This window comes from Salipiger sp. ABN3_019 (genome assembly GCF_056158605.1).
Genome location: NZ_JBSWTP010000001.1, coordinates 72349 through 97597, shown reverse-complemented (window position 1 = coordinate 97597; position 25249 = coordinate 72349). Strand labels below are relative to the sequence as shown.

The 25249-nt window shown below is 62.8% G+C and carries 15 protein-coding genes and 10 pseudogenes; 11 read left to right on the top strand and 14 right to left on the bottom strand.

All coding sequences use genetic code 11. The features are described 5' to 3' along the window. Positions 1 to 41: 41 nt before the first annotated feature. The 3 genes and pseudogenes from ACXAD2_RS00490 to ACXAD2_RS00480 all read left to right on the top strand — a co-directional run bounded on the left by ACXAD2_RS00490 (position 42) and on the right by ACXAD2_RS00480 (position 2511). Entirely contained in the window at positions 42 to 314 is a 273-nt protein-coding gene (locus ACXAD2_RS00490; protein ID WP_206895879.1) for a hypothetical protein, read from the top strand. A 209-nt stretch (positions 315 to 523) separates the two neighbouring features. Continuing rightward, a pseudogene (locus ACXAD2_RS00485) lies at positions 524 to 1903 on the top strand (ISNCY family transposase). Positions 1904 to 2316: 413 nt separating this feature from the next. Continuing rightward, complete coding sequence (locus tag ACXAD2_RS00480; protein WP_092431548.1) at positions 2317 to 2511, top strand: MHC class I heavy chain; 195 nt, start codon at positions 2317 to 2319, stop codon at positions 2509 to 2511. Between the two features lie 30 nt (positions 2512 to 2541). On the opposite strand, the gene ACXAD2_RS00475 is transcribed toward ACXAD2_RS00480, so the two are convergent. From ACXAD2_RS00475 to ACXAD2_RS00425, 11 genes and pseudogenes are all read right to left on the bottom strand, one after another. Then, on the bottom strand, positions 2542 to 3237 hold the full coding sequence (locus ACXAD2_RS00475) for a hypothetical protein (RefSeq protein WP_475165441.1): 696 nt from the start codon (positions 3235 to 3237) through the stop codon (positions 2542 to 2544). A 606-nt stretch (positions 3238 to 3843) separates the two neighbouring features. Continuing rightward, positions 3844 to 4077: pseudogene (locus tag ACXAD2_RS00470) on the bottom strand (IS110 family transposase); the annotation flags it as partial. 296 nt (positions 4078 to 4373) lie between these two features. Further along, positions 4374 to 5807, bottom strand: a complete 1434-nt coding sequence (locus tag ACXAD2_RS00465; RefSeq protein WP_475165440.1) for an amidohydrolase family protein — start codon at positions 5805 to 5807, stop codon at positions 4374 to 4376. A gap of 144 nt (positions 5808 to 5951) precedes the next feature. Further along, the gene (locus ACXAD2_RS00460; protein ID WP_475165437.1) at positions 5952 to 6587 is read right to left on the bottom strand and encodes an aspartate/glutamate racemase family protein; all 636 of its coding nucleotides are present in this window, start codon (positions 6585 to 6587) and stop codon (positions 5952 to 5954) included. Beyond that, positions 6587 to 8041 carry a dihydropyrimidinase gene (gene hydA / locus ACXAD2_RS00455; protein ID WP_475165433.1) on the bottom strand — a complete coding sequence of 485 codons (1455 nt, stop codon included), beginning with the start codon at positions 8039 to 8041 and terminating at the stop codon, positions 6587 to 6589. Before hydA ends, ACXAD2_RS00460 begins: the two co-directional genes overlap by 1 nt. A 14-nt stretch (positions 8042 to 8055) precedes the next feature. Beyond that, positions 8056 to 8817, bottom strand: coding sequence for a DUF1028 domain-containing protein (locus ACXAD2_RS00450; RefSeq protein WP_475165431.1), 762 nt, complete (start codon positions 8815 to 8817; stop codon positions 8056 to 8058). A 12-nt stretch (positions 8818 to 8829) separates the two neighbouring features. Continuing rightward, the gene (locus ACXAD2_RS00445; protein WP_475165428.1) at positions 8830 to 9627 is read right to left on the bottom strand and encodes an ABC transporter permease; all 798 of its coding nucleotides are present in this window, start codon (positions 9625 to 9627) and stop codon (positions 8830 to 8832) included. Next, positions 9627 to 10460: an ABC transporter permease gene (locus tag ACXAD2_RS00440; RefSeq protein WP_475165423.1), complete on the bottom strand. Its 834-nt coding sequence runs from the start codon at positions 10458 to 10460 to the stop codon at positions 9627 to 9629. Before ACXAD2_RS00440 ends, ACXAD2_RS00445 begins: the two co-directional genes overlap by 1 nt. A gap of 22 nt (positions 10461 to 10482) precedes the next feature. Beyond that, positions 10483 to 11610 (bottom strand): extracellular solute-binding protein, encoded by a 1128-nt coding sequence (locus ACXAD2_RS00435; RefSeq protein ID WP_475165421.1) that lies wholly within the window; start codon positions 11608 to 11610, stop codon positions 10483 to 10485. A 96-nt stretch (positions 11611 to 11706) separates the two neighbouring features. Beyond that, positions 11707 to 12777, bottom strand: a complete 1071-nt coding sequence (locus tag ACXAD2_RS00430; protein WP_475165418.1) for an ABC transporter ATP-binding protein — start codon at positions 12775 to 12777, stop codon at positions 11707 to 11709. A 95-nt stretch (positions 12778 to 12872) separates the two neighbouring features. Then, entirely contained in the window at positions 12873 to 13799 is a 927-nt protein-coding gene (locus ACXAD2_RS00425; RefSeq protein ID WP_475165415.1) for a LysR family transcriptional regulator, read from the bottom strand. A gap of 98 nt (positions 13800 to 13897) precedes the next feature. Between ACXAD2_RS00425 and ACXAD2_RS00420 the strand changes: the two genes are divergently transcribed. From ACXAD2_RS00420 to ACXAD2_RS00405, 4 genes and pseudogenes are all read left to right on the top strand, one after another. Further along, the gene (locus ACXAD2_RS00420; RefSeq protein WP_475165414.1) at positions 13898 to 14833 is read left to right on the top strand and encodes an N-carbamoyl-D-amino-acid hydrolase; all 936 of its coding nucleotides are present in this window, start codon (positions 13898 to 13900) and stop codon (positions 14831 to 14833) included. 144 nt (positions 14834 to 14977) lie between these two features. Further along, positions 14978 to 15371: pseudogene (locus ACXAD2_RS00415) on the top strand (DDE-type integrase/transposase/recombinase); the annotation flags it as partial. Continuing rightward, positions 15363 to 15638: pseudogene (locus tag ACXAD2_RS00410) on the top strand (IS21 family transposase); the annotation flags it as partial. The pseudogenes ACXAD2_RS00415 and ACXAD2_RS00410, both read left to right, overlap by 9 nt. Before the next feature lie 183 nt (positions 15639 to 15821). Continuing rightward, positions 15822 to 16862 (top strand): IS110 family RNA-guided transposase, encoded by a 1041-nt coding sequence (locus tag ACXAD2_RS00405; protein ID WP_475165413.1) that lies wholly within the window; start codon positions 15822 to 15824, stop codon positions 16860 to 16862. 412 nt (positions 16863 to 17274) lie between these two features. Here ACXAD2_RS00405 and ACXAD2_RS00400 read toward each other — a convergent pair. Continuing rightward, positions 17275 to 18411 (bottom strand): annotated as a pseudogene (locus tag ACXAD2_RS00400) (IS256 family transposase); the annotation flags it as partial. Between the two features lie 122 nt (positions 18412 to 18533). Between ACXAD2_RS00400 and ACXAD2_RS00395 the strand changes: the two are divergent. Continuing rightward, positions 18534 to 18938, top strand: a pseudogene (locus tag ACXAD2_RS00395) (Mu transposase domain-containing protein); the annotation flags it as partial. Positions 18939 to 19134: 196 nt separating this feature from the next. On the opposite strand, the gene ACXAD2_RS00390 reads toward ACXAD2_RS00395, so the two are convergent. Beyond that, complete coding sequence (locus ACXAD2_RS00390) at positions 19135 to 19737, bottom strand: response regulator (protein ID WP_475165411.1); 603 nt, start codon at positions 19735 to 19737, stop codon at positions 19135 to 19137. Between the two features lie 587 nt (positions 19738 to 20324). Here ACXAD2_RS00390 and ACXAD2_RS00385 point away from each other — a divergent pair. After that, positions 20325 to 21710 (top strand): annotated as a pseudogene (locus ACXAD2_RS00385) (IS1182 family transposase). Between the two features lie 540 nt (positions 21711 to 22250). Beyond that, positions 22251 to 23252 (top strand): annotated as a pseudogene (locus tag ACXAD2_RS00380) (IS256-like element ISPebe1 family transposase); the annotation flags it as partial. Positions 23253 to 23376: 124 nt separating this feature from the next. Here ACXAD2_RS00380 and ACXAD2_RS00375 read toward each other — a convergent pair. Then, positions 23377 to 24567 (bottom strand): annotated as a pseudogene (locus ACXAD2_RS00375) (IS110 family RNA-guided transposase); the annotation flags it as partial. A gap of 265 nt (positions 24568 to 24832) precedes the next feature. Here ACXAD2_RS00375 and ACXAD2_RS00370 point away from each other — a divergent pair. Continuing rightward, positions 24833 to 25051 (top strand): annotated as a pseudogene (locus ACXAD2_RS00370) (transposase); the annotation flags it as partial. Between the last annotated feature and the right edge of the window lie 198 nt (positions 25052 to 25249).

Below are 25249 nucleotides of genomic sequence, written 5' to 3'. Positions count from 1 at the left end.
GATGCTAACCTCCGCCGCGAGCGAATGAGCGAGGCAGGCACATGGCAGGCAATACAGAGCCGGAGATCATCTTCTCGAACCTGACGCAGGACGTGGTGATCGACGGCCACCGCTTCACCGTGGAGATTTACCGAACCTCAGATGATCCTTCTTGGATCCTGTCAGTGGAGAACGCCTTCGGGACGCTGACGATCTTGGACAACCCTCCATATTTTGCCGACGGCCTTGCCTGGCGGGCCTTCGAGAAGCTCCTCGATGAGCAAGGTTTCCGTGCCTTCTACAGCGCAAAGGAGCGCCGCAAGCTCCGGCTCTGAACGCATGGCCGATCAGGGCTGCGATATGTGGGGTCTTCGCCCTGCCCGGCCATGCTTCTCCACCCTCGGTGAGACATTTCTGCTTTGCGCAGCCGAAGACATTTCAACTTGGTTGCAACAGGAGCTGTGTAGCGGCAAAGCTAAAATGTCACCCATGAACAATTCAGGAATGTCACTCTCCCCGCAAAACGATGCGAGGATGAGCGGACGTGGGATGGCTGATTATGAGCGAGCGCGAGTTGAATCGTGTGGAGGTTCTGGCGCAGGTCGATGACGGTCGACTGACCGTGGACAACGCGGCGAACATGCTAGAGCTGACGCGTCGGCAGATCTTCAGGCTGTTGAAGCGATACCGCCAGAATGGCGCGGCCGCGATCCGCCATAAGGCGCGCGGGAAGCCTCCGAACAACCACATCCACAAAGCCAAGCGCGACTATGCTTTGAGCCTGATCAAGGAGAGCTACGCAGATTTCGGCCCGACATTGGCGACGGAGATGCTGGCCGAACACCACGGGATTAAGGTCTCGCGCGAGACCGTCCGCAAGTGGATGCAGGAAGACGGCATCTGGCTATCGCGCAAACAACGCCGGACCTTTCATCAGCCGCGTTTGCGCCGAGAGTGCTTTGGCGAGCTGGTTCAGATCGACGGCTCGGATCACCGCTGGTTCGAAGATCGCGGCGATCCCTGCACCCTGCTTGTCTTTATTGATGATGCGACCAGTACGTTGATGGAACTACGGTTTGTCACCGCCGAGAGCACCTTCAGCTACTTCGAGGCTCTGGGAAGCTACCTGCTGAAGCATGGCCGACCCGTTGCATTTTACAGCGACAAACACTCGGTGTTCAGGGTTCCCAAACCAAACGAGCACACGACGGGCATGACGCAGTTCGGACGGGCCTTGGCCGAGCTGAACATAGAGATCATCTGCGCCAATTCCTCCCAAGCCAAAGGCCGCGTCGAACGCGCGAACCGGACGCTGTAAGACCGGCTGGTCAAGGACCTGCGCATCGCAGGCATCTCAAACATGGCAGACGGCAACGCGTTCCTTGCTGGTTTCGTTAACCGCTACAACGCCAAGTTTGCAAAGGCCCCGGCCAAGCCAGACAATCTGAACCGGGCCTTGAACATCGCGCCGGACCGCCTCGCCGAAGTCTTCTGCCTACGTGACAAACGCTATGTTACCAAGGATTTAACTCTGAAGTACGATCGCAAGCGCATCCGGCTGGAGGTCAATGAGCTGACGCGCGGGCTCGTTGGCAAATACGTGGATGTCTACGAGATGCCCGACGGGCGCATCCAAGTCCGCGCCAAAGGCGTCGCCCTACCCTGCAGCATCTTTGATCCACACCAGCAGCGCGTCACACACGCCGCCATTACCGAGAACAAACACCTGAGCGCTGTCCTCGCCCACATTAAGAAAGAACAGGAGAAGACCTCGCCGCCGCCAACGGTAAAACCGGTCAGCGCCAAGAATGGGTACAAGAAGACCGGACGTCGCCCACCAGGTCGGCCATCAAAGATGGAAGCCTACTACGAGCGCCGCCGCAAAGAACGGGCAGCTGAAGCTCAAAAGCTAACGCCACTCTGAACGCGCTTGCCGCAAGCGCCTCGCTCGGAGCAACATCCAAGCATCTTGAGGCGGTGCATAGCTGGAAACCAAGGATCAACTCCGCAACTCGCAAGGCTTTTCAGCCCTGCGATATTTGGGGTCTTCGGGCTGCTAAGCCTTGCTACCCTCGCGCCGCCTGATGACATTCCTGCTTTGCAGACGCGCTGACATTTCAACTTGGTTGCAACAGAACAAATAATGAACAAATGATTTGCAGTACCTCACCTTGGGCGTTTATTCACACGGCAAATCTAGAGCAGAAGCTAGCGCAATCTGACTGAGGTTGAAATCTTCTCTTGCGGTGACCGGGCCCAATCGCCGACGGTGGAAGAAAGCAGAACACTGCAGCAGGCAAGACATCAAGCGACGGCAACACTGCGCTGGAGGAAGACATGTCAGCCGAATGGATCAACATCCAAATCATGGAATGCGAAGACGTGGTCGGCCGCGCCGTCACCGTGTTCAGGCAATCTGATGGAACCCACCAACGCTATGTTCTGGGCAACGGGCGCAAGGTCGAGGCGAACGCGGACGGCACCTTCGTCATCCCGGAGTCTGCCACGGAATTGCGGGTCATGGGCATCTAGGAAGGTCTGTAGCGCGGGCCTTGAGAAAGGCTAGGCAGCTAGCTTTTTCCGGGTTCGTGCTGCGAGGCCGCGCATGACCTGCTCGAAATCGCCCTCAGCAAAACGTGCGACCCCATTGTGTGCGGCGCAGACGGACTTCGTGCCGCACCATCGCGCACCGATTTCCTCTAGCCAGCGGCAGAACTTCTCTTCAGCACCGTCCTCGGCATTCATCGCCGCCCCTAGCGTGGGATGCAGGACGAGCCGCGGCACGTACCCCCGCAGAGCTCCTGGCACAGGCAGAACATTCAGCGTGTCATCGACGTGCAGAGACCCGCTGGCCGGATGAAATGCCAGGAGTGAGCCTGCATGCACCTTCTCATTTTCAGAAAAATACTGGATGCCCCACGGCAGCGAAAACTGGAGATCGCGAGAATACCGCTCTGCCACCGCTGCGCTTTCCACGCGCTCAGCTTCCCAAGGCACCGAGGTGCAGACACGATGATGCCGCTCAGAGCCATAGAATTTCGCTTTTGGGAAATCCCGAGCCATGGCAGCGCAGTGCAGTGTGTGGAACGGGTGGAGATTGAGGACCGCTTCCACAAGACTGCCATCCTGGGTTAGCCCCATGACGAGCTCGCGGATTTCGCCATTCAACGTGTAGCTGTCCAGAAATATGAAACGGCCGCTCTGTAGCCGAACGATCGAGACCTGCGTGCCGACGTTAACGACACCGGCCACCTTCATGGTGCAACGGATATTCCAAAATCCGTTCCCAAGATTCATCAATCGGCGTGTCAAAGATCCTGCCCCCTGTGGTCCTGCGCGAGTTCTCATCGCACCTAGCCTCGCGGGCCTGCGGATCAACATTGCCCGAGACAAAAGGGCTTAGTACGGTTGCGGCGGGGCTACCGTCGCAGCGCCCGGCAGGACAGAACTTCTATCTGTCGTTCCGCGCATGAAGTTCCTAAATCAGAGTAGGGAATGTCCGCCACACGGTCTGTCTACAAGGACGTTGGCTGACCACTTGCCACGCGCCTACACTCACGAAATGGCGCGGGCGGAAGAGACCAATTCGGCGGCCACGTTCAAGATGCCAACTTGACGCTCTTTAGCAACATTCCGGAATATCCAGCACTCATCATTTGTACAGCGGTGCTGCATTTTTCGCACAGAGCATTCTAGGCGAGCTTGGTCTCTGTCCTCTCTACGCGAAGCTGGGCGCAAAGAAGCGCAGCGAGGCCATCCAGTCCGTCCTTGATCTCGGCTGGTTGTGATCTGGCCCGAGCACTTTATCGCTTCTGCGCTCAGCCCCTGAAGGTCGAAGAAGCTTCACTATTGGGGCCCATTCTAGAGAAGATAAGCCAGCGGCCGGTGATAGTTGCCGGTCGCCTCGAACCCGATCTTAACCGGCAGATTGTAGCTGACGAGGGCCGCAGACAGCCGCCGGAAGTCGTCCAGCGTGTTGGTCACAGTCATGCGGCGTCGGCGCATCTTGTCCGGGATACTGGTCAGGACCTCATGCCGGTGCTTGGAAATGTCGATGGCGACCAGCAAGGTTGCAGCGGTAGAATGGATGGCTGTCATAGCCGGTCTCCTCAGCGGTGTGGTTGTGCAAAACTACTGTTGAGACCTGAGACCAGGTTATGCCCACAGGCTGTGCTGTCTGGAGGCAGCGCGCGTGGCCATAACCTGTTGGCAGCGTTTGTTCTCGACGTGCTACGGATAGAAGTATGCAGGCCGGTGATCTTTCGGGAGGAGTGCAGCCTCCGCCCTGTTACTACATAAATATGTAGCCTCGATATCGCGCGCATATGGGCGGTGGCCCGTTCCCGCCACCGCGCCTGACCGGCACCGCGGCGCAGCCCAGCCAAGGTGAGAATCTATGCCGATGCGAAGGCCTCACGCGCCTCTGGCTGATTCCAGATCTTGCGGACCGCGGAGGCCCCGGCCTCGGCCAAGGCGGCCCCGTCGGCGATGGCGATTCTCCCGTTGTCGACCAGAAGTCGTCCGTCCACGATGACCGTCTCGACATTCGCCCGGTTCGCCAGGGCCACAAGGGCGCGGCGTGGATCAAAGTGCGGCTGAAGGTGCGGATGGGTCATGTCGATGAGCGTGAGATCAGCCTTTGCGCCGACCGCGATCCGCCCAAGATCGGGGCGATTGAGCGCCACCGATCCAGCCTCGGTGATCGCGCTGAGCAGCGCCGGCGCGGTGGCGCTGCGCGCGTCGCCTTGCGTCACCTTCGAGACGATGCCGGCCGCGTTGATCTCTCCCAGAAGGTCCATGTTGTAGCCATCGGTGCCCACCATGGTGCGCAGCCCTGCCGCTTCAAAGCGCCCGAAGGAGGCGGTCTTGCCGGTCCGCGCGAAGACCCTTGGGCAGTTCATCACGGTCACGTCCCGCGCCCTCATCAGCGCAAGGTCGCTCTCGCTGCTGTAGACGCAGTGCGCGGCAAGAAGGTCGGGCCCCAGCACGCCCAGCCAGTCGAGGTACTCTGCCGGGGTGCGCCCGCTCCACCGCCTCGCGATTGTTGCGACCTCGCCCTCGCTCTGTGCGACATGCGTGGTGATCGGCACCTCCTGCTCGCGCGCGCGGGCGGTCGCTGCCCGCAGGAGGTCGGGGTCGCAGGTGTCGGTCGCATGCGGGCTCATGGCCAGGCTGATCCGGCCATTCTCCTGCCCGTGCCATTTGTCGAACAGCGCGTTCCAAGTGGCCAGATCTACCGCATTGTCGCTGCCATCGGTCGAGGCAGCGTTGTAGGAAACGCCGCCCTCGGCGCCCGCTCGCGGATCGGAGGCCGAGAAGAGATAGGGCGCGCCCCAGAAGCGCAGGCCCAGTTCCGCCGCCGCGTCGAACATCTCGGGCAGATTGTTGCGAAACGGCTCCATCACCGAAGTCGCGCCGCCCAGGAGAAGCTGCACGATGCCCATGCGCGCGACCGCCAGGCGCTCATCCGGCGTCAGGATGTCCAGTCCGGTCTTCGAAAGGGGCAGAAGCACCGTATAGACAATGCTCTGATCGTTCCGCTTGCTGACGCCGTCCTCGGCGTGGCTGCGGGCGATGGCTTCACTGAAACAGTGGTTGTGCAGGTTCATCAGACCGGGGAGCACGAAGCGACCGGGCCGGTCGATCACCAGGTCGGCCTGATTTGGCCGGCTCTCGGAAACAGCGGCGATCCGGTCGCCTTCGAGGATCACCCAGCGATCACGCAGGACCTCTTGCCCCTCTGCGCCGCTCGCGAGCACGTAGGAGCCAAAGACCGCGGTGGTTTTGCCGTCCATGTCCGGCAGGGCGGAGATCGGGGAGACTGTCATGATCGGGGCCTTTCGAAGCGGTACCGGCAGGCACCAGGAACGTGCCGCGGCGAGGCCGACGGCGGGGTGTAAGAAGGCGTCGACGCTCTGCGCCGACGCTGGAGTTGGCGAGGCCAGAGCGTAGCTCGGACCCCGACGGGGAAGTCAGGATTGCGGGGCCAACCTCGCAAGAATGAGGCGGCCCGCGGCGGCCACGGGGTCGATGACCGGCACCCCGAGATCGTCCTCGAGCCGCGCCGCAAGCTGCGCCATGCCAGCGCAGCCGAGCACGATGGCCCCTGCCCCGCGATCGCGCAGCTCTTCGCCAAGCGCCAGAACGTGACGGTAGACCTCGGGGTCGCGTCCCGAGTCCGCCGCCGACACGTCGCGAAGCGGCAGCTCGGCCACGAGTTGGTCAAGACAGCCCAATGCCTCGATCCGCTTGAGGTGGCGCGGGATGGCCCGCTCGGACAGCGCGATGATGCCAAAGCGCTCGGCGGTCGCGCAGGCTTCGAGCACCGCCGCTTCTTGCGCGCCGACAACCGTCTTGCCCACACGGGCGCGCGCGAGATCGAGGCCGGGGTCGGAGAAGCAGGCGGTGATGAAGCCGTCCGCCTCTTCGGTCGCGATACGGCGGGCAAAGGCCTCGCCAGCCTCTGCCACATCCTTGTCGGTGCGGATGGTCTCGGGGCCGTCCTCGCGGCATACCACCTCGAAGACCGGACCGAGCGGGAGCAAAGCCGAGGCGATGCCTTCGGTCACGTCAAACGAGGAATTCGGGTTGACCACCAGCACCCGCATCAGCGCAGCTCCGCGCCGAAGTTCTGGGCCGGGTCGAGCTCCTTGGCGGTGTAGCGGGGCTTGCCGCGCAGGTCGACGGGCTGGCGGGCGACGAAGCGGCCCTGGCCTTCCTTGGCCTTCAGCTCGCCGTGCTCGACGATCACCGCGCCGCGGTTCATCACGATCTCGGGCTTGCCGGAGATCTCCATGCCTTCGAAGGGCGTGTAATCCATATTGTCGTGCTGGTCCGCGGCGGTCACGGTGACGCGCGCCTCGGGGTTCCAGATGGCGATGTCGGCGTCCATGCCCGGGGCGATCCGGCCCTTGCTGTCGCAGCCGAAGGTCTTGGCGGCATTGGTGGACGAGAGCGCCACGAACTGCTCGAGCGTGATGCGGCCCTTCACCACCCCTTCGGAGAAGAGATAGGGCAGGCGCGCGGCGATGCCGGGCATGCCGTTGGCGATCTTCGGATAGGGAATGTCCGACCCGTTCAGGAACTTGCCGGTCTCGTCGAAGCGGTAGGGCGCGTGGTCGGAGCTGACGCTCTCGAAGGTGCCCTGCGCGATGTGATGCCAGAGCGCGTCTTGGGTCTGCGCGTCACGCAGCGGCGGCGAGCAGATGTATTTCGCGCCTTCCATGCCGGGGCGGTCGAGGTCTTCGCGGGTGAGCGCGAGATACTGCGGGCAGGTCTCGGCGAAGAGCTTGGCGCCGCCAAACTTCTCGCGCCGGACGATCTCGGCGCCGCCCTCGGTCGAGACGTGCACGATGAACAGCGGCGCGTCGACCAGCTTGGCGAGCTGGATGGCGCGGTTGATCGCCTCCTGCTCGGCCAGCTCGGGGCGCGAGACGGCGTGGTATTTCGGCGCGGTGAGCCCCTTGGCCGCCAGCTTGCGGTTCATCCATTTGACCATGTCGTTGTTCTCGGCATGGACCATGGTGATCGCGCCGTGCTCGCGCGCGACGGTGAGGATGTCGAGCATGCCGCCGTCGCCGAGGTTCATCAGGTCGTAGGTCATGAAGACCTTGAAGGAGGTGATGCCGCGGGCGAAGGCGCGGGGCAGCTGGTCTTCCAGCACCTCGGGCTTCGGGTCGGAGATGATCAGGTGATACGAATAGTCGATCACCGAGCGGGCGGCGCGGGCGTCATAGGTGGCGATGACGTCATCGACCGACTGGCCGCGCTGCTGCGCCGCGAAGGGGATGAACGACGAGTTGCCGCCATAGGCCGCCGAGATCGAGCCCGAGAGGTAGTCGTCGGCGGTCATCACGCCCGAGGAGCTTTCCTGCGCGATATGCGCGTGCGCCTCGATGCCGCCGGGCACGACGATGCGCCCGCCCGCGTCGATGCGGCGCGCGCCGCCCTCGAGCTTCTCGGCCACGGCGGCGATGCGCCCGCCGCGGATGCCGATGTCACCCTTCGCCGTGTAGTCGGCGGTCGCGATCGTGCCGCCGTGGATCACCGTGTCGAACTGCATGTCCCTGTCCTCTCTCAACCTGCGACCGTCCAGCTGTCCCGGTGCAGCGCCGTGGGGAAGCGCGCGTCGAGCCCCAGCTCCGCGATCCGGTCGATGCTGGTCTCGAAGAGCCCGGATTGCACGGGCACCGCGTCTGGCGAGAGAGCGACCGCACGCAGCGCCGCCTCGCGGCCCTTGTAGGCCTCGTAGAGCGCGCGCAGATCCTCGACCGCGCGCCCCTCGGAGATGTCGATGCGCAGATCACAGCTCGGGATGCCGTGATCTCCGGTGACCTGCAGCGCCGCGGACCGCAGGCTGCCCGCGACTTCTCCGCCCGCGTCCCGCCCGGCCTCGAGGGCCCGCAACAGCTTTTGCGCGATCGGCAACTCCGGATCAGCAAGGAACGCAGCAGCCATGGCGGCAGTCACCTGATCGTTGTCGAGGATATTCCCGAGGGCGAGGCAGTTCTTCCCGGCCGTATGGGTGTAGATCGAATACATGCGGCGGCCGTGGAAGACAGCGCTCTGACCGCGCCCATCGAGGGCGCCGAGCTGACGCCACTCGATGTCGGGGCTACTCGCCGCGACCTGCGTGATGGCGTCGTCGGCAGACAGGCCCTCGCGCAGAAGCGAGATGCCGAGATCGCCCAGACGGCTGTCCGTGCGGTGCTGCGACAGGAAGGCACCCTTGCCATGGGCGAGCCGGACACAGCGGCTGCCGACGGCGAGGTCCGACGTGGTGATGGCAGCGCCGAAAGCCCCCGTGCGGTCACAGTGCCCGATGATCGAAAAGGTCATGTCTTGCTCCTCTCAGGACGCTTGGGGTTTCGAGGCCAGGTAGGACCGCGCCACCGCGGCTGCGGTGACCAGGAGGGTGATGAAGACGAGGATCGTCGCCACTGCGGCGATCACCGGATCGACGGATTCCTGGATCCCCTCCCAGATCATCTTGGGCAGGGTCTCGACCCGGCGCACGGTCAGGAAAAGCACGCCGACGATCTCGTCGAAGCTGACGATGAACGCAAAGATCGCTCCGGTGATCATCCCCGGGCGGATCGAGGGAAGGATCACCGTGCGGATCGCCATGCCGAGCGGCGCGCCGAGGTTGCGGGCCGCCTGCGGGATGCGCCGGTCGAGGTTGGTGAGCGCGGCAAAGACCGAGATCGTGACGTAGGGCAATGCCAGCAGCGTGTGGGCGAGGATCACGCCGAAATGGGTGTCGATGAGCCCGAGGGTCACCCAGAACTTGTAGAATCCCAGCGACTGCACCACCGGCGGCACGAGGATCGGCACGATCATCACCCAGCGTGCGATCATCGCTGCGCGATCCGACAGGAACCAGCAGCCGATGCAGAAGGCGGTGCCGAGCGCCGTCGAGGCCGCGGCCACTATGGCCCCGATCCAGATGCTCGTCCAAGTGGCGTGCAGCCATTCCGGCGAGTGCAGGAAGGTGTCGAAGTGCTGGAGCGACAGATGCTCCTTGGGCAGGCCGATGAACGCCGTGTCGGTCAGCGAGACCGGGATTACCACCAGGATCGGCAGCACCAGGAAGGCCAGGATCGCCCAGCTTCCGGTGGCAAAGAAAATGCGAAGAGGGGACCGGGTCATCAGCTTCGCTCCAGGAAGGTCTTGCGCAGGTTCACGAAACGGGCTGCGACGAGAAGGACGATGGCGGTGGCGACGAGCAGCGCGACCGAGAGCGCGGCGCCGAGGCCCCAGTTGAGGAACTCCTGGATCTGGTAGGTGATGTATTCCGAGATCATCATCACGCGGCCGCCACCGAGCAGCGCCGGGGTGATGTAGAAGCCGAGCGACAGCACGAAGACCAGCAGCCCGCCCGAGAAGACACCGGGCAGCGTCTGCGGGAAATACACCTCGCGGAAGGCGCGCCATTCGCTGGCGCCCAGCCCGCGCGCCGCCCGCATGTAGCTGCCGTCGATGCCGCGCATGTTGGTCAGCATCGGCAGCACGGCAAAGGGCAGCATCACGTGCACCATGGCGATGAGCACGCCCAGCTCGTTGTGCATGAAGCGGATCGGGGTAGAGATCAGCCCCGTGTCCATCAGCGCATCGTTGACAAGCCCCGAGCGGCCCAGCAGCACGAGCCATGCGAAGGAGCGGATCAGCACCGACACCCAGAAGGGCAACAGCACCAGCCCCAGCATCAGCGGCCTGACCCTCGTGGCGAAATTCGAGATCGTGTAGGCCAGCACGTAGCCCAGCAGCAGGCACAGGATGGTCGTGATCGCGGCGATGCGGAAGGTCAGCACGAAGCTGACCCGCACCGCGTTCGAGTCGAACATTTTGGAGTAGTTGCCGAGCCCCGAAGAGGGCTCGGTGACGGAGATGCCCCAAATGTTGAGCACCGGCCAGATGTAGAAGAGGATCATCACGGCCAGCGCTGGCAGGACCAGCATCCAGTAGCGGAGTTTTTCGTTCATTCGGGGCATTCCTGGGCTCGTGTCAGCCGATCAGCGCGTCGATGTAGAGCTCTTCGGCGGCGACCTGGTTCTTGCCGTACCACTCGTCGTTGTAGATCACCTGCTTGGCCACGTTCTCGGGCGTGTTGGGGTTCCACTCGGCCAACTCGGCCGGGACCAGCTGGGCGGCGGCCGGGTTGATCGGGCCGTTGCCGATGGCGACGAACCAATCCGCCTGAAGCTGCGGATCCTGCGCGGTGGCAATGAACTTCATCGCGGTCTCGGCGCCCGCCGGGTTGTTCTTCGGCACGACCCACATACCCGGCTGCAGCAGCGCTCCGTCATAGGTCATCTTGAAGGTGCCCGGCTCCATCTGGTCCTTCAGCAAGAAGGCCCGGGTCGAGTAGATGTTGCCCATGGCGACCTCGTTCTGCAGGAACAGGTTCTGGCTGTCAGAACCCGAACCCCAGACGATGATGTTGTCGCGCAGCTCGCGGAACTTGGCGATGGCGGCCTTGATGCCCTCGTCGTCGAGGAAGGCGTAGACCTCCTCCCTGGCGATGCCCATGGCCTGCGCCGCGGTCTCGAGTTGGCCCCGCACCGACTTGCGGAAGGTCCGCATCCCCGGGAAGTCCTTGACGTTCCAAACATCCGCCCAGCTTTGCGGCACACCGTCTGGCAGCATGGTCGGGTTGTAGGCCATGGCGTAGGAGAAGATGTAGTTGCCCACGGCAAAGGGCAGCGCGGTACCCTCGAGAACCTTGCCCTTGTCGACGATGGAATAGTCGATCTCCTGGATCACGCCTGCGTCGTTCATCACCATCGCCGAGCCCGCCGCGCTGTCGCAGAGGTCCCAGACCACCGCGCCGCTCTCGACCATGGCGCGGACCTTGCCCGGGCTCGGGCCGTCGCCGTCGACACGGACGGGGATGCCGGTCTCTTCCTCGAAGGCCTTGCCGAGCAGGTCGCGCAGGATGTCCGAGGCCTGCCCGCCCCAGTTGCAGACGACCACTTCGGTGGCCTGTGCCAGCGCCCGGTTGCCGAGCAGGGGCACGAGGCCGAGTGCGCCCATGGCGCTGAGGAAGCCGCGGCGCGACAGCGTGCCGGCCTTGTATTTCTCCGCCGCGATCTCGGCGAGATCGGACTGGAAGTGACGATCGGAAGTGTCCAAGTGAAGTCTCCTTGTTGGGGAAGCTGTCCTTTTAGCGGGCAGCTCTTCTTGCGTCCGCCGCGCAGGGAGGGAGATGCGCGGCATCGGAACGGAGTGTCAGGCGTCGATCAGTGGCACGCAGGCCTCGGCGTCCCAGCCGAAACTCACGTCCATGTGCGGCTCGGGACGCACGCCCGCGTGCCAGGTCGGTTGCGAGACCAGCACCTCGCCCAGCACATCGTGATCCACCAGCACCTGGCAGCGCTCGCCGAGGTAGCTGATCTGCCGGACGCGGCCGGTGAACGTCTCTTCGCCGGGGTGACCGAGGCGGATGCGTTCCGGCCGCAGAGCCAAACAGCCAGCCCCGGTTTCCGGGGCCCCCGCGGCGGGCTTCACCGCGAAGCGCTGGCCGGCGGCCTCGGCGATCAGATGCTCGCCCTCGCGGCCCGCCATGCGCACCTCGATGAAGTTGGATTTGCCGAGGAAGTTCGCCACGAAGCGAGTGCGGGGCCAGTCGTAAAGGTTGCCCGGGGCACCTTCCTGCTGAATTGCCCCGTCTTTTAGGATGACAATACGGTCGGACATGGACAGCGCCTCGTCCTGATCGTGGGTCACATAAACGAAGGTCACGCCAAGCCGCTCGTGCAGCGCCTTCAGCTCCCATTGCAGGTCGGCACGCAGCTTCTTGTCGAGCGCCGAGAGCGGCTCGTCGAGCAGCAGCACGTCGGGCTTGAAGGACAAAGCGCGCGCCAGCGCGATGCGCTGCTGCTGCCCGCCTGATAGCTGGTTCGGCATGCGGTCGGCAAACTGGCCCATCTGTACAAGATCGAGGCACTCACGGACCCGATCGCGGGTTTCCTGCTTACCCCATTTGCGCACCCGCAGCGGGTAGCCGACATTTTCTGCCACGGTCATCGTCGGGAACAGCGCATACCCCTGAAACACCATTGCAAAATCGCGCTTCTCGGGTGGCAAGCGGGTGATGTCCCCGCCTCGGGCATGCACCACGCCACCATCGAGAGCGGTGAAACCGGCTATCGCCGAAAGCAGCGTGGTCTTACCGGAGCCGGACGGCCCAAGCAGGGTCAGAAACTCCCCCTCCCGGATATCGAGGTCCACGGCGTCAAGCGCGCGGAAGCTGCCATAGATCTTTACGGCCTGGCGGACGGAGAGGATGGGGTCGGACATTCTGCTGCCTTCTGACGTCGGTGCGAAGCTGTGAGCTCCGTCGTTGACGTGAAGAGAGCAGGGCCGACCAACATTTTGAAATAAAAATTTCGACATCAGGAATAATCTGCGGTTATTCCCCATTCGGCCAACGCAGCGGGATCATTCAGCGCGTCCCGCACAAACTCCTGAAACTGCATGGCGACATGTGACGTCGGGAAGAGGTTCGAGGTCACCCCGTGCAGCGTGACCGGCATCGCGGGCTCGATGTCCCGCACCGCGATGTTGCGCCGCGCGACCCCCAGAAGCGCAAAATTGTCCACCAAGGCGACGCCCGCGCCGGCGGATGCCATTTCGAGCGCGGTGGACGTGTGGCGAACCTCGCAGAAATAGCGCCGTTCGATACCGTGCTTGCGGTAGACCTCGTCGACCATCTGCCCGAGGGGCGTGCCGGATCCGTAGGAAATGTGCCGCACATGGTTCAGGTCGAGCACGTTGATTCGGCGCGACAACGCCAGCTCGTGATTTTCGGGCATTGCACAGACCATGTTCCCCGAGGCCATGGGCCGGACGCTCAACGCACTATGGCGCGGGAACGTAATGGAAAACCCCAGGTCCGCCCGCCCGCTGATCAGTTGCTGGATAATGTCATCGACGCTGCCGAGTTCGATCGACAGCTTCACCCGGGGCCGGGTGCGGGTGAATTCGGTGATCAGCCGCGGCAGTAGAACGTAGCCGATCGAGGGCGTCGCAATCACGTTGAGCTGCCCCACTGTGCCGCCGCGCAGCTGGTTGATGATCCGGTCCACGCGCTTTTGCTGCGAGAAGAGGTGCTGCGCTTCCTGGGCGATGTGCAGCGCCTCGGGGGTGGGCGTCAGTCGCCCCTTCTCCCGTTTGAACAGCGGAAAGCCCACCAGGTCCTCGATATGCCGGATCATGTTGGAGACCGCGGGCTGGCTCACCGAAAGCGCTTCGGCCGCCCCGGAAGTCGTCCCAAGATCAATGACCGCGCAAAGCACCTCAAGCTGTCTCAACCGGATCATATCGAATAACCTGACATTATTTGTTGTAGCTGCTTTTTTATTTCCAGATGAAAATCACGTTGTCTACCCTCCTCCTCAAGATTTCGAAGGAGCAGGCAATGAGCCGTAAAACCGTATTCGCCGTGGCCCAAATGGGGCCTGTCCATCTCAACGACACGAAGCAGGCCGCCGTCGCTCGCCTGATCGAGATGCTGCGCGAAGCTCATGGCCGTGGCGCCCGCTGGGTGACCTTCCCCGAGCTGGCCCTGACCACATTTTTCCCGCGGTATGTCTATGACGATCCCGCCGAATACGACCGCTTCTACGAAGAGGGCTTCCCCTCGCCCGCGATGGCGCCGTTGTTCGAGGAAGCAAAAAAGCTCGGCGTCGGCTTCTACCTCGGCTACGCCGAGAAGGTGACCGAGGGTGGCACGGTGCACCGGTTCAACACCTCGATCCTGATGTCGCCTGAGGGCGAGTTGCTTGGCAAGTATCGCAAGATCCACCTGCCCGGCACCAAGGACCCGATCGGCGATCCCGAATTCGAACACCTGGAGAAGCGGTACTTCGAGGTCGGCAACCTTGGCTTCCCGGTGTTCAAATCCGATGCCGGCCGCATCGGCATGTGCATCTGCAACGATCGGCGCTGGCCCGAGACTTTCCGCGTCATGGCTCTGCGCGGCGCCGAGATCTTCATGCTCGGCTACAACACGCCCACCCGCAACATCCACCACAACGAGCCGGTGCACCTGCGCGAGCATCACCACCGCCTGAGCCTTGAATCGGCCGCCTACCAGAACGGTGCCTGGGTGATGGCGGCGGGAAAATGCGGCTCGGAGGACGGGTTCACTATGATCGGCGGCTCGGCCATCATCGCCCCAACCGGCGAGACCGTCACTCGCGCGGTCACCGAAGAGGACGAGGTGATCTCCTATAACTGCGACCTGGCGCTCGGCGAATACATCCGCCGCTCGGTCTTCAATTTCGCGAAACATCGCCGGATCGAACACTACGGACCGATCACAGCACAGACAGGGGTGGAGATCGACCAATGACCTATTCGCTTGCTGGACGCTGCCCCGAAACCGGCCGCATTGGCTTTGCCGTCACCGGCATTCCAAGTTGATGATGGCGTTCGTGTCAGATAGCGATCGGATATGACCGATTAGGCTTCCATGCCTCTCCTGTAGAGCTTTCGTATTCCGTGCGAGGTGGTCGCCTACGCCATCTGGGCGTACCACCGTTTCGCTTGAGCGCGGCGAATGTCGAGGACCTTGTCGCACACCGTGGCGTCACCGTCAGCCGGGAGGCTGTGCGGCTGTGCGGCTGTGGGTGAACCGCTTTGGCGCTTATTTCGCAGCATGCATCCAGCGGGACCGGCCGCGCGCAGCGGACAAATGGCATCTTGACGAGGTGATGTTTTCGATACGTGGCATGAAGCACTGGCTCTAGCGCGCGATCAATGCCCATGACTACATTCGGGACATTTTCGTCCAGCCGCGCCGGAACGCGAAGGCGGCGAAGCGGTTCCTGAAGCGTCTGAACGCTCAGTTTGGCGCAACTCGCGTTGTAGTCACCGACGAGCTGCGCAATCGCCGCTTCCAACAGATGTGCAGGCATTATCTCGTCGATCCGGTTGCCTGCATGCCTGCATCGGGGTAGGAGAAAGGCCAGGTCGAGAACTAAGTTAGTGTGGTGCGTCGGCGCTTCTTCGTGCCGCGACCGCGCTTCAAAAGCCTTGCCGAACTGAATGCTTGGCTGCGAGATCGCTGCTTAGCTTGGGCCAAGTCCCACCCGCACCCCGAGCTGCGCGAGCGATCGACCTGGGACGTCTTCGAGGCTGAGCGCCCAAGCCTTGTGGATAGTGCCCCCGCGCGTGGTGTAGGAGCGTCGACCTTCGGAGAGGTCCGGGTCTGATCAGGATGCCACGGCGGGCAACCTGACGGTGGGATTGTCGGTGACGCGGGCCAGGGTTTCAAGATGTCGTCATGGGGCAGCCAAGACCGGATAGGCTGGCGCTTCCGCATCCCAGAGGAGGACGACATGAAGACCTTCATCGGCATTGACGTTTCGCTTGCGAGTTCCGCAGTTTGCGTGCTGGACGAACATGGGCAGGTCGTCAAGCGGGCGCAGATCGACAGCGAGCCCGAGGCGTTCGCTGCGTTCCTGCGGGACTTGCCCTGGACCATCGAGGCGATTGGGCTCGAGGCCGGCCCGCTGTCGCAGTGGCTTCACCGCAGTTTGGGGGAAGCCGGCTTCGCGCTGATCCTGATGGAGACGCGGCAGGTCAAGGCGGTCCTGAAGGCCATACCCGTGAAGACAGATCGCCGCGATGCCGAGGGGATTGCGCAACTGCTTCGCATGGGCTGGTTCAGGCCGGTTCACTGCAAGTCTGTATCTGCCCAGGAGATGCGCGCCCTGCTCAGCGCCCGCAAGTCGGTCCAGAAAGCAGCACTCGACATCGAGCAGTCCTTACGCGGCGTGCTGCGTAATTTCGGTATGAAGCTCGGTCCCGTCGGCAAGGGCAAAGGGCGCTATGAGGCACGGGTCCGCGAACTTGTCGCGGGGAATGCTGCGCTGGAGACAGCCGCTTCGGCCATCCTCGACGCCCGGGCGATGCTGCGCGACAAGTTGTCGGCGCTGGACTGCAGGGTGATCGAGCTTGCCCGGCAGGACGAAGCCTGTCGGCTGATGATGACAATGCCGGGCATCGGCGCCGTGATCGCTCTGACGGTGCGCTCGGCGATCGACGACCCGGCACGGTTCAGATCGTCGCGGGACGTCGGACCATGGGTCGGCCTCACACCTCGGCGCGAGCAGTCCGGCGAGCGCGATGTCACCGGCCGGATCACCAAGGCAGGAGATGTCGCCCTGCGAACGGCGCTCTTCAACGCTGCCACCGTGATGATGCATAATGCGAGGCCCTGCTGGCTCAAGGCATGGGGCATGCAGGTTGCCAGGCGCCGCGGTTCGAAGCGCGCCACGGTCGCCGTGGCACGACGGATCGGTGTCGTGCTTCACCGCATGTGGCTGGACGGCACTGAGTTCCGCTTGCAGCGCGATACGGTGACGTTGGCCTCCTGAGACGACCATCGACACGGAAAGAAGGAGAAAATCAACTCCTGGCAGGGTCTGCCCTCGCCACGACGAAGTCCCTACCGGGACGCGGTTTCCGGCGACGCCGGACATGTGCCTGCCACCGGACGTTCCGTCCGAGTGCGTTTTCAAGATGGGTGCCCGGAAACCGATCTCACCGACATCAAGTAGGCGGCCAATGTGCTGACCACGGACGGAAGCATGACACCGGTACGGGAGCTGGGAGTGGAATTGATGGCGCTGCTGAGGGAACATACTACCCAGCGGAACGCGAGGCGCGGGTTGCGCTCCGATATCTGGGGTCTACGCGCCACCCGCGCCTCGCGTTCCGCTGCCAGCCCGGCAAATGCGGCAACGTTCCTATGCACATTACGTATTGACGACCAAGGCCCCAAGACGGAAGGCTCATGTATCGCCGCGCCACTGCCCATTCATCGTTGGTTTCGAGCATCAGAGCGCCGACGAGGCGGATGATGGCGGCGTCGTTCGGGAAGATCCCGATGACATCCGCACGTCGCTTTACCTCTCGGTTCACCCGCTCCAGCGGGTTGGTCGAAGCGATCTGGGTCCAGTGCTCTCGAGGGAACGACATGTAGGCCAACACATCGTCGCGGGAGTTGTCCATCAGGGCGCCGAGCTTGGGCTGTTTCTCCCGAAGGGCGTCCGCCACGACGGCCCACTGGTTCTCGGCGTCGGCCTTGCTTTCCTGGGCGAAGACCGTCTTCAACATCGCCGCCACTGCCGTGCGCTGTTTCGCAGGGGCATGCGCCAGGGCATTGCGCATCCAGTGGATGCGGCAGCGCTGATGAGTGGCGTTGAAGACTCGGCGTGCGGCGGCCCGCAGGCCCTTGTGGTCGTCGGCGATGACCAGCTTGACGCCACGCAGGCCCCGGTCGGCGAGGCTGCGCAGGAAATCAGTCCAGAACACCTCCGCCTCGGATGGACCGGTTGCGACACCCAGAACCTCGCGCTTGCCGTCCTCGTTGACCGCCACCGCGAGTATCACCGCCTTGCTGATGATGCGCCCGCCCTCCCTGACCTTCAGGTATGTGGCGTCCAACCACAGGTAGGGCCACGCGCCTTCAAGCGGCCGCGACAGGAAGGCGTCGACCCGCTCGTCGATTTCCATGCACAACCGGCTGACTTGGCTCTTAGACACGCCGCCAGCTCCCATGGCCTTCACCAGGTCATCCACGGACCGCGTGGAGATGCCGTGAACGTAAGCCTCCTGGATCACCGCCACCAATGCCTTCTCGGCTGTCCGCCGCGGTTCAAGGAAGCTGGGGAAATAGCTGCCCTTGCGCAGCTTCGGGATCTCTAGCGCGATCCGGCCGGCACGCGTATCCCAACCCCGCTCCCGGTATCCATTCCGCTGGGCCTCTCGCATTGGCGAGCGCGTGCCCTTGGCCGCGCCGGTCCGCGCTTCGATCTCGGCCTCCATGATGCGCTCGGCTGCAAAGGCCAGCATCTCGCGCACGAGATCGCCATCAGCCTGCTTCTCAACCAGCTCCATCAGAGCCATTCTGTCGTCGGTCATCGTCATCTCCGTCTCAGATTTCAGGTGTCGCAACCCAAACCTACTCCGAAGATCGACGATGACCGCCAGCCTTGCGATCAGCGACGCTCGCGGCTTCCTACACCACGCCGCGGGGCACTATCAGCCTTGTGCCCTATGCTGGCCCCTTCGACGGATACCATGCGGTGCCGGCCTCGGTCTCGAAGACCTGCCTCGTCCGGTTCGACAACAACCGCTACTCGGTCGAGGCTCATGCCGTCGGCCGTCCCGTCGAGATCCGCGCTTATGCTGAACGCGTCGAGCTCTGGCAGGATGGAAAGCTCGCGGGTGAGCATGCGCGCGTTTTCGGACGCGGCAAAGATGTCTACGACCCGCTGCACTAAATCCCCGTGCTCGCACGGAAGCCGGTGCCCTGCGGAATGGTGCCCCTTCAAGGAGTGGGAGCTGCTACCTGCCATGCGACGGGTCCAGCGCAAGCTGGGCGAGCATCCAATGGCGATCGGCAGATGGTGGATGATCTCAGCGCGGTTCTGACGGATGGGCTGGATGTGTCGAAGCATCGTGCCTTAGCATCACTCCCAATTCCCCGTCAGACGGCCCTCGCCGGAGGCGTACATCCAAAGTGCAAGCACGCGCGGAACAGAATGCTGTCGCCTTTCGAGTTCGAGCGGCAGCAGAGATTGAGACAGGAAGGCGTCTAAGAAACGCGGAGCTATTCAGTATCATCGGTCGTGCCGATTTACCTCAAAGTGACGAAATCTCCTGCGCCAACAGTGCCGCTTGCGTTCGATTCGACACACCCAACTTTCGGTAGAGTGTTTTCAGGTACAGTTTTATTGTTGGCTCTGCGAGGTCGAGGTCGCGCGCTATCTGCTTGTTAGATTTCCCAGCGCGTACACCTTTCAAGACTTCGCGTTCACGAGATGACAGCTTCGCAAGGACGGGGTGGTCGGGTTCACTGTGTTCTTGCGTCATAAATGCCAGGGGCGCATAGACCTCGCCCATCGCCATGAACCGCAATGCGTTTAAGAGAGATTTCGGCTTAAGTGTTTTGGGCAGGAACCCAGCAGCTCCTAGGGCAAGTGCCTCCTCAGCGACGTCCTTGCGGACCACCCCAGAGATGAGGGCAACTTTCTCAATATCAGGATGCCTAATCATCCGCTTCAGACCTTCGAGCCCATGCATTCCTGGCATGTCGTAGTCTAACACGACGAGGTCAAATGTCTGACCATCATCTGCTAGGTTCACCGCTTCTTCGAGAGTACCAGCAGCGACAACCTCATAGCCATCCGCGGTAGAGATGAAGGCGCTTAAGGTATCTCTTATAAGAGAATGGTCGTCAGCCAACAGTATGCGCATCCAAAACTCGCTTAAAGGAAAAATCCGTAAGAATTGTAACGCAAGATGTAGGCCTGCTCCAGGCTCGTGGTGGTCGCATTCCGGGAAACAGTAGCGATGAGTATGACGATGGATGACAGCATCAAGCGTTGGACGGCGAAACGGAAGACAGCCCTGGTGATCGAGATCGCCTAGCAACTGTATCCGTCATGCGCCTCTCCATTGCTCTGCGGCACAACCTATTGACGAACATCGACCTGTCGTCGAAGTGCTGCTGGGAACCTTTGGCGGAAACCTGCAACGTACCGGGATCAGAAGCCGGATCGCTTGTACTGGCTGCTGATCCCGCGATGTGGATTGGCAAAAATGAACTGGCTCAGACCTGATCGAAGATGTTGGGACCGAGATGACGCCCTACAAGCGGGGCGATAGGCTGGTCTACTAGGATGCGGTGCACGTCGCGTTGGGATACAGGTAGCCGGCAAGTCGCCGCGGATATCGACGGCCGTTTTGGGCTTATTCCGTTGAAAAACTCCGCTTGCCTGAAGGGCTGGCCGCTAATTCAATTTGGCTGCGGCAGCTTGAGGTGAACGGCGATGATAGGGTCCCGGCAGGAAGCGCAAGGCGCTCTGTTCTACGATTTCTCGATCGAAACACACGTTCTGCCGGACCACATGCTCAGATCGGTTGACCAGTTCGTCGACCTGGCCATCATCCGTCAGCACCTGGCGCCATTCTACAGCTCTACCGGACGGCCGTCGGTCGATCCGGAACTGATGATCCGCATGCTTCTGGTCGGTTACATCACGGGCATCCGGTCCGAGCGCCAGCTCTGCGAGGAGGTCCATCTCAACCTCGCCTACCGCTGGTTCTGCCGCCTTGATCTGACCGTGCCGGTGCCGGATCATTCGACCTTCTCCAAGAACCGTCACGGCCGCTTCCGCGACAGCGACCTGTTGCGCCATCTCTTCGAGACCGTGGTGGCCCGGTGCATCGCAGAGGGCCTGGCCAGCGGCCAGCGCCTCGCCGCGGATGCATGTATCATCCAGGCTGACGCGAACCGGCAGAACTCCACGCCGAAGTCGGACTGGCACCCCGCCAGCATGGATCCCGGAGACGCGCCTCGGGCCGTCAGGGAATACCTGGAAACGCTCGACGATGCCGCATTCGGCGCGGCGAGCCCGGTCGAGGCGAAGTTCACCTCGCACTCCGATCCGGCCTCGCAATGGACCGGGGCCAGGGGAGGTCCGGCCTACTTTGCCTATTCCACCAACTACCTGATCGACACCGACAACGGCGTGATCCTCGATGTCGAAGCCACTCGGTCGATCCGTCAGGCCGAGGTCGGATCGGTGCAGACCATGATCGATCGGGTGAACGATGCATTCGGCATCACGCCGGAACGGCTGATCGCCGACACCGCCTACGGCACCGGCGTCATGCTGGACTGGCTGGATCAGCAGCGCGGCATCGCACCCCATATCCCGGTGTTCGACAAGTCAGCTCGCCGGGACGGAACATTCGAGCGCGCCGACTTCGCCTATGACGCCGAGAGGGATGTCTACATCTGCCCGGGCGGCAAGGAGTTGAGGCAAAGCCGCCGGACCTTCACGAAACCCCGGGAGAAGAAACCAGATGACGATGGCATGCTTCGCTACCGCGCCGGCTAGGCCGATTGTGATGCCTGCGACCTGAAGGCGCGCTGCTGCCCCAAGGGGCCGTCTCGAAAGGTAACCCGATCAATCTTCGAGCCCTCCCGGGATCGGGCGCGTGCGATCGCTCAGACGCCCGACTACGCGATCTCCTGCAAGCTCCGAAAGAAGGTGGAGATGCTCTTCGCGCATTTGAAGCGAATTCTGGGCCTCAACCGTCTCCGATTGCGAGGCCCGAGCGGCGCACGAGATGAATTCCACCTCGCAGCCACCGCACAGAACCTCCGGAAGCTCGCAAAGCTCCTTCCGACCTCACCGGTCTCCTGTTGAGGTAGGATAGGCACAGGCACCGCAAATCCTGGGCGAGGGTCAACGCGATCACCGAGCCGAGTTTTTCAACGGAATAGGCTGGCTACCGACCTTCGCCGCCACCCGCCCGAGCGGCTCAAGTGGGGACATTGCCGCCGTTCGCTGCACCCACGATATCGAGATGGGCGGATGGCGACAGTTCGCAGATAGGAACATTTGCAAACGCGACGGGACTGGCGGCATGGCAGGAGGTCCGTGCTGCAGGCGCACTTGCCGAGAGCGGACCTTCGCCGCAGGCGCGGCCGCCAGCCACCTTCAATCGGCATAGATGCGGACAAACGATCCACTCACTCAGGTCAGGAACTTGCATCAGGCCCGGTGGTTCAATCTGTTGGCCATATCGAGCTGATCCTAAGTTGATTTGCCGCAGCATGATACGGTCGAAAGCATTGTTGTACACAGACTAGGTGACGTCCCAGGTCGTGGTGTAGCTTTCGGTGGCCATCGGGTTTCTCGGTAGGGTCGGGTTGCTGAGCCAACCTGAACCGAGGGATGCCCCCGATGACCAAACCCATGATGGACCTGCGTGCGCTGGTAGAGAAGAGCGCCGATGCCGACCTGCTTCGCGAGATGATCGGCTTTGCTGCTGAGCGGCTGATGGAGCTGGAGGTCGGCGCCAAGACCGGTGCTGACTATGGTGAGAAGAGCAGCGAGCGCCTGGCGCAGCGCAACGGCTACCGCGATCGGGACTGGCAGACCCGGGCCGGCAGCGTCGAGCTGCGCATCCCGCGCCTGCGCACCGGCTCCTATTTTCCCTCGTTTCTCGAGCCGCGGCGCTCGGTTGAGAAGGCGCTGACCGCCGTGATCCAGGAGGCCTATGTCCATGGCGTCTCAACGCGATCGATGGACGACCTGGTGCAGGCCATGGGTGGGACCGGGGTATCGAAGAGCCAGGTGAGCCGCCTGTGCGAGGAGATCGACGAGCGTGTCGACGCCTTCCTGACGCGGCCGATTGAGGGCGAATGGCCCTACCTCTGGATCGATGCCACCTATCTCAAGGTGCGCCAGGGTGGGCGGATCGTATCCGTGGCGGTCACGCTCGCGGTGGGCGTCAACACCGACGGCAGGCGCGAGGTGCTGGGCATGGCGATCGGTGCCTCCGAAGCCGAACCCTTTTGGACCGAGTTCCTGCGCGATCTCGTCCGGCGCGGCCTCAGTGGCGTAAAACTGGTGATTAGCGATGCGCATGAGGGCATCAAGGCCGCCACCGCTCGAGTCCTTTCCACGACCTGGCAGCGCTGCCGCGTCCACTTCCAGCGCAATGCGCTCGCCCATGCCGGCAAGAACAGCCGCCGGGTGGTCTCGGCCTTCATCGCCACGGCCTTCGCCCAGCCCGACCATGCGGCGGCGAAGGCTCAGTGGCGTCTCGTGGCGGACCAGATGCGCGGCAAGCTCCCCAAACTGGCGACGCTCATGGACACGGCCGAGGAGGACGTCCTGGCCTATATGACCTTCCCGGCCCAGCATCGCACCAAGCTGCACAGCACGGATGAGATCGACAAGACTTTTCCGCCGGAATTCTCTATTCTTTGACGGTGCGGTCGACCTCGGGGCGAAGCGTGGCGTGTCGGCTGGAAGCGTCACCGGGCAGCCTATTCAGTTCCTGCCGGTTTGAGGCGGCCGCACACCCTCTGCCCTTTCCGGGAGGATGCGTCCGCCACGCCGCAACGAAGTGCTCATAGCTCTTTTCCGCATGCTGGGCGATCTTGGCTTCCTGATGGCGCAACTCCTTTACGTTGTACGCATAGCTTGAGCCACGCCTGTTGCCTTTCTTCTGCGGCAACCCGGCCGCCAGTTCCATGGCGCGGCGTTTGTGGGCGACCAGGCTGGGCCGGGCCCAGCGGTAATCCTCGCCTTTCGTCAGCATGTGCCAGCAAAGGGTCGCAAGCTTGCGGGCCACAGCCACGGCAGCGATCTGATGTCCGCGCCGCGCCCTGATGCGGATAAAGAAAGCCCGCAGCGGTCCCGGTGCCTTCGCGGCGGCCCAGGCCGCCTCGACGAGCATTGCGCGGGCATGGCTGCGGCCAGCCTTGCTGATCCGGCCATGGTGGGCAGGCCCTAGACCGGATTGGCGCACACGTGGGTTCAAACCAAAGTAGCTCACCAGTTTTTGCGGCGATTTGAACCGCTCGATGCTGCCGATCGCCGCCATCAGGCCCGCGGCAACCGCCAGATTAACCCCAGTGATTGTCAGGAGGCGCTGAAGCTCTTCGTCCTTCAAGGCATCTTGCGCGATGTCGCGGTCGAGTTGGGCAAGATCGTCCCCGAGCCGGTCGAGTTCGCGGATATGGCGCGCAATCGCGGCGCGTTCATCCTCCGGAACCGGTTGGCGTGTCAGCCAGTCGCGGCCGCGCTTGTTGAAGAGATCTGCATGCGGGCATTTCGGGATCAGATGCGCGTGCAGGATGGCATGCACTTCATTCTTGATCCGGGTCCGGTGGCGCACGATTTGGTAGCGGCGAGCGACAAGCCTGCGCAGCCGCTCCGTCGCCGCATCCGGTGTCCAAATTTCCGGCAGATAGCCCGCGGCGTACAAACTCGCCAGAGTCGCCGCATCCACTTTGTCGGTCTTCACGTGGGCATGAGCGATCGCCTTCACCTGAAGCGGGTTGGCGATCACCACTCGCGAGACGTGAGGTGAAAGCACCCGCGAAACCGCCATGCAATTCCCTGTCGCTTCGATCACGACCTCGTCTGTCTTGAAGAGCTGCCGCCCAAAACCCTCGAGCGCCGTTCGTGTCATATCGACCCGACCCTCGTGCCGGGTCAGGCCGTTCTCCCATATCACCACCTCTCCGAAGGTCCGGTGGATGTCGATGCCAATCACGCGTCGCATGCGCGCCTCCCTTGCCAATGGAAACAGGCGGGAGCGGCGGGCGACATGACAACTACGGATTCGCGCTCTCGGCGCAACCGGGCGAGTCGCAGAGGCGGCCAGCTACTAACACGAGCTCGCAGCTCATCGTGTGGATCGGCCTGCCCGCACCTTCGTGCTCCCGGTGCCTCTGTCCCGGATGCTCGCAGCATACACCCTGATCCGAAAATCGGGGCCGAACATCGGCACCGGGATCTTCATACCGGTTACCAATCCGATCGAGCGGCTGAACGGCGAGATCAAGCGACGCACGGACGTCGTCGGTATCTTTCCCAACGAGGCTTCGATCCGGCGCCTCGTCGGCGCGATCCTCATGGAGCAGACCGAGGAATGGACGGTCCAGCGCGCCAGATACATGACGCTGGAAACGCTCGCCCCTGTCTGCGATGATCTCAATGTCAGCCTGCCTGCAGCGCAGAGCGACTGACCAGCTCGGCCCGCCAATGAGCGCGAGGCCCATGAGGAGCTACACCACTTCCCGGGACATCATCCACAGACTAAATTCCACCAAACCTTTCGCAGCATGTCGCCCTCGTTTCCGACAAGAAAGTAAATGGTCTCGGCTGACACCTTGGCGGGGCTGACGACACCGGCAGTGTACATATTGCAAGCCTCGAATCCGCCG

Excerpts from the sequence above, each read along its gene's own strand:
- ACXAD2_RS00405 (WP_475165413.1), top strand. The coding sequence starts at position 15,822 with ATGAAGACCTTCATCGGCATTGACGTTTCGCTTGCGAGTTCCGCAGTT.
- hydA (WP_475165433.1), bottom strand. The coding sequence starts at position 8,041 with ATGCAGTTCGACACGGTGATCCACGGCGGCACGATCGCGACCGCCGAC.
- ACXAD2_RS00450 (WP_475165431.1), bottom strand. The coding sequence starts at position 8,817 with ATGACCTTTTCGATCATCGGGCACTGTGACCGCACGGGGGCTTTCGGC.
- ACXAD2_RS00475 (WP_475165441.1), bottom strand. The coding sequence starts at position 3,237 with ATGAAGGTGGCCGGTGTCGTTAACGTCGGCACGCAGGTCTCGATCGTT.
- ACXAD2_RS00430 (WP_475165418.1), bottom strand. The coding sequence starts at position 12,777 with ATGTCCGACCCCATCCTCTCCGTCCGCCAGGCCGTAAAGATCTATGGC.
- ACXAD2_RS00440 (WP_475165423.1), bottom strand. The coding sequence starts at position 10,460 with ATGAACGAAAAACTCCGCTACTGGATGCTGGTCCTGCCAGCGCTGGCC.
- ACXAD2_RS00425 (WP_475165415.1), bottom strand. The coding sequence starts at position 13,799 with ATGATCCGGTTGAGACAGCTTGAGGTGCTTTGCGCGGTCATTGATCTT.
- ACXAD2_RS00480 (WP_092431548.1), top strand. The coding sequence starts at position 2,317 with ATGTCAGCCGAATGGATCAACATCCAAATCATGGAATGCGAAGACGTG.
- ACXAD2_RS00465 (WP_475165440.1), bottom strand. The coding sequence starts at position 5,807 with ATGACAGTCTCCCCGATCTCCGCCCTGCCGGACATGGACGGCAAAACC.
- ACXAD2_RS00445 (WP_475165428.1), bottom strand. The coding sequence starts at position 9,627 with ATGACCCGGTCCCCTCTTCGCATTTTCTTTGCCACCGGAAGCTGGGCG.
- ACXAD2_RS00420 (WP_475165414.1), top strand. The coding sequence starts at position 13,898 with ATGAGCCGTAAAACCGTATTCGCCGTGGCCCAAATGGGGCCTGTCCAT.
- ACXAD2_RS00490 (WP_206895879.1), top strand. The coding sequence starts at position 42 with ATGGCAGGCAATACAGAGCCGGAGATCATCTTCTCGAACCTGACGCAG.
- ACXAD2_RS00460 (WP_475165437.1), bottom strand. The coding sequence starts at position 6,587 with ATGCGGGTGCTGGTGGTCAACCCGAATTCCTCGTTTGACGTGACCGAA.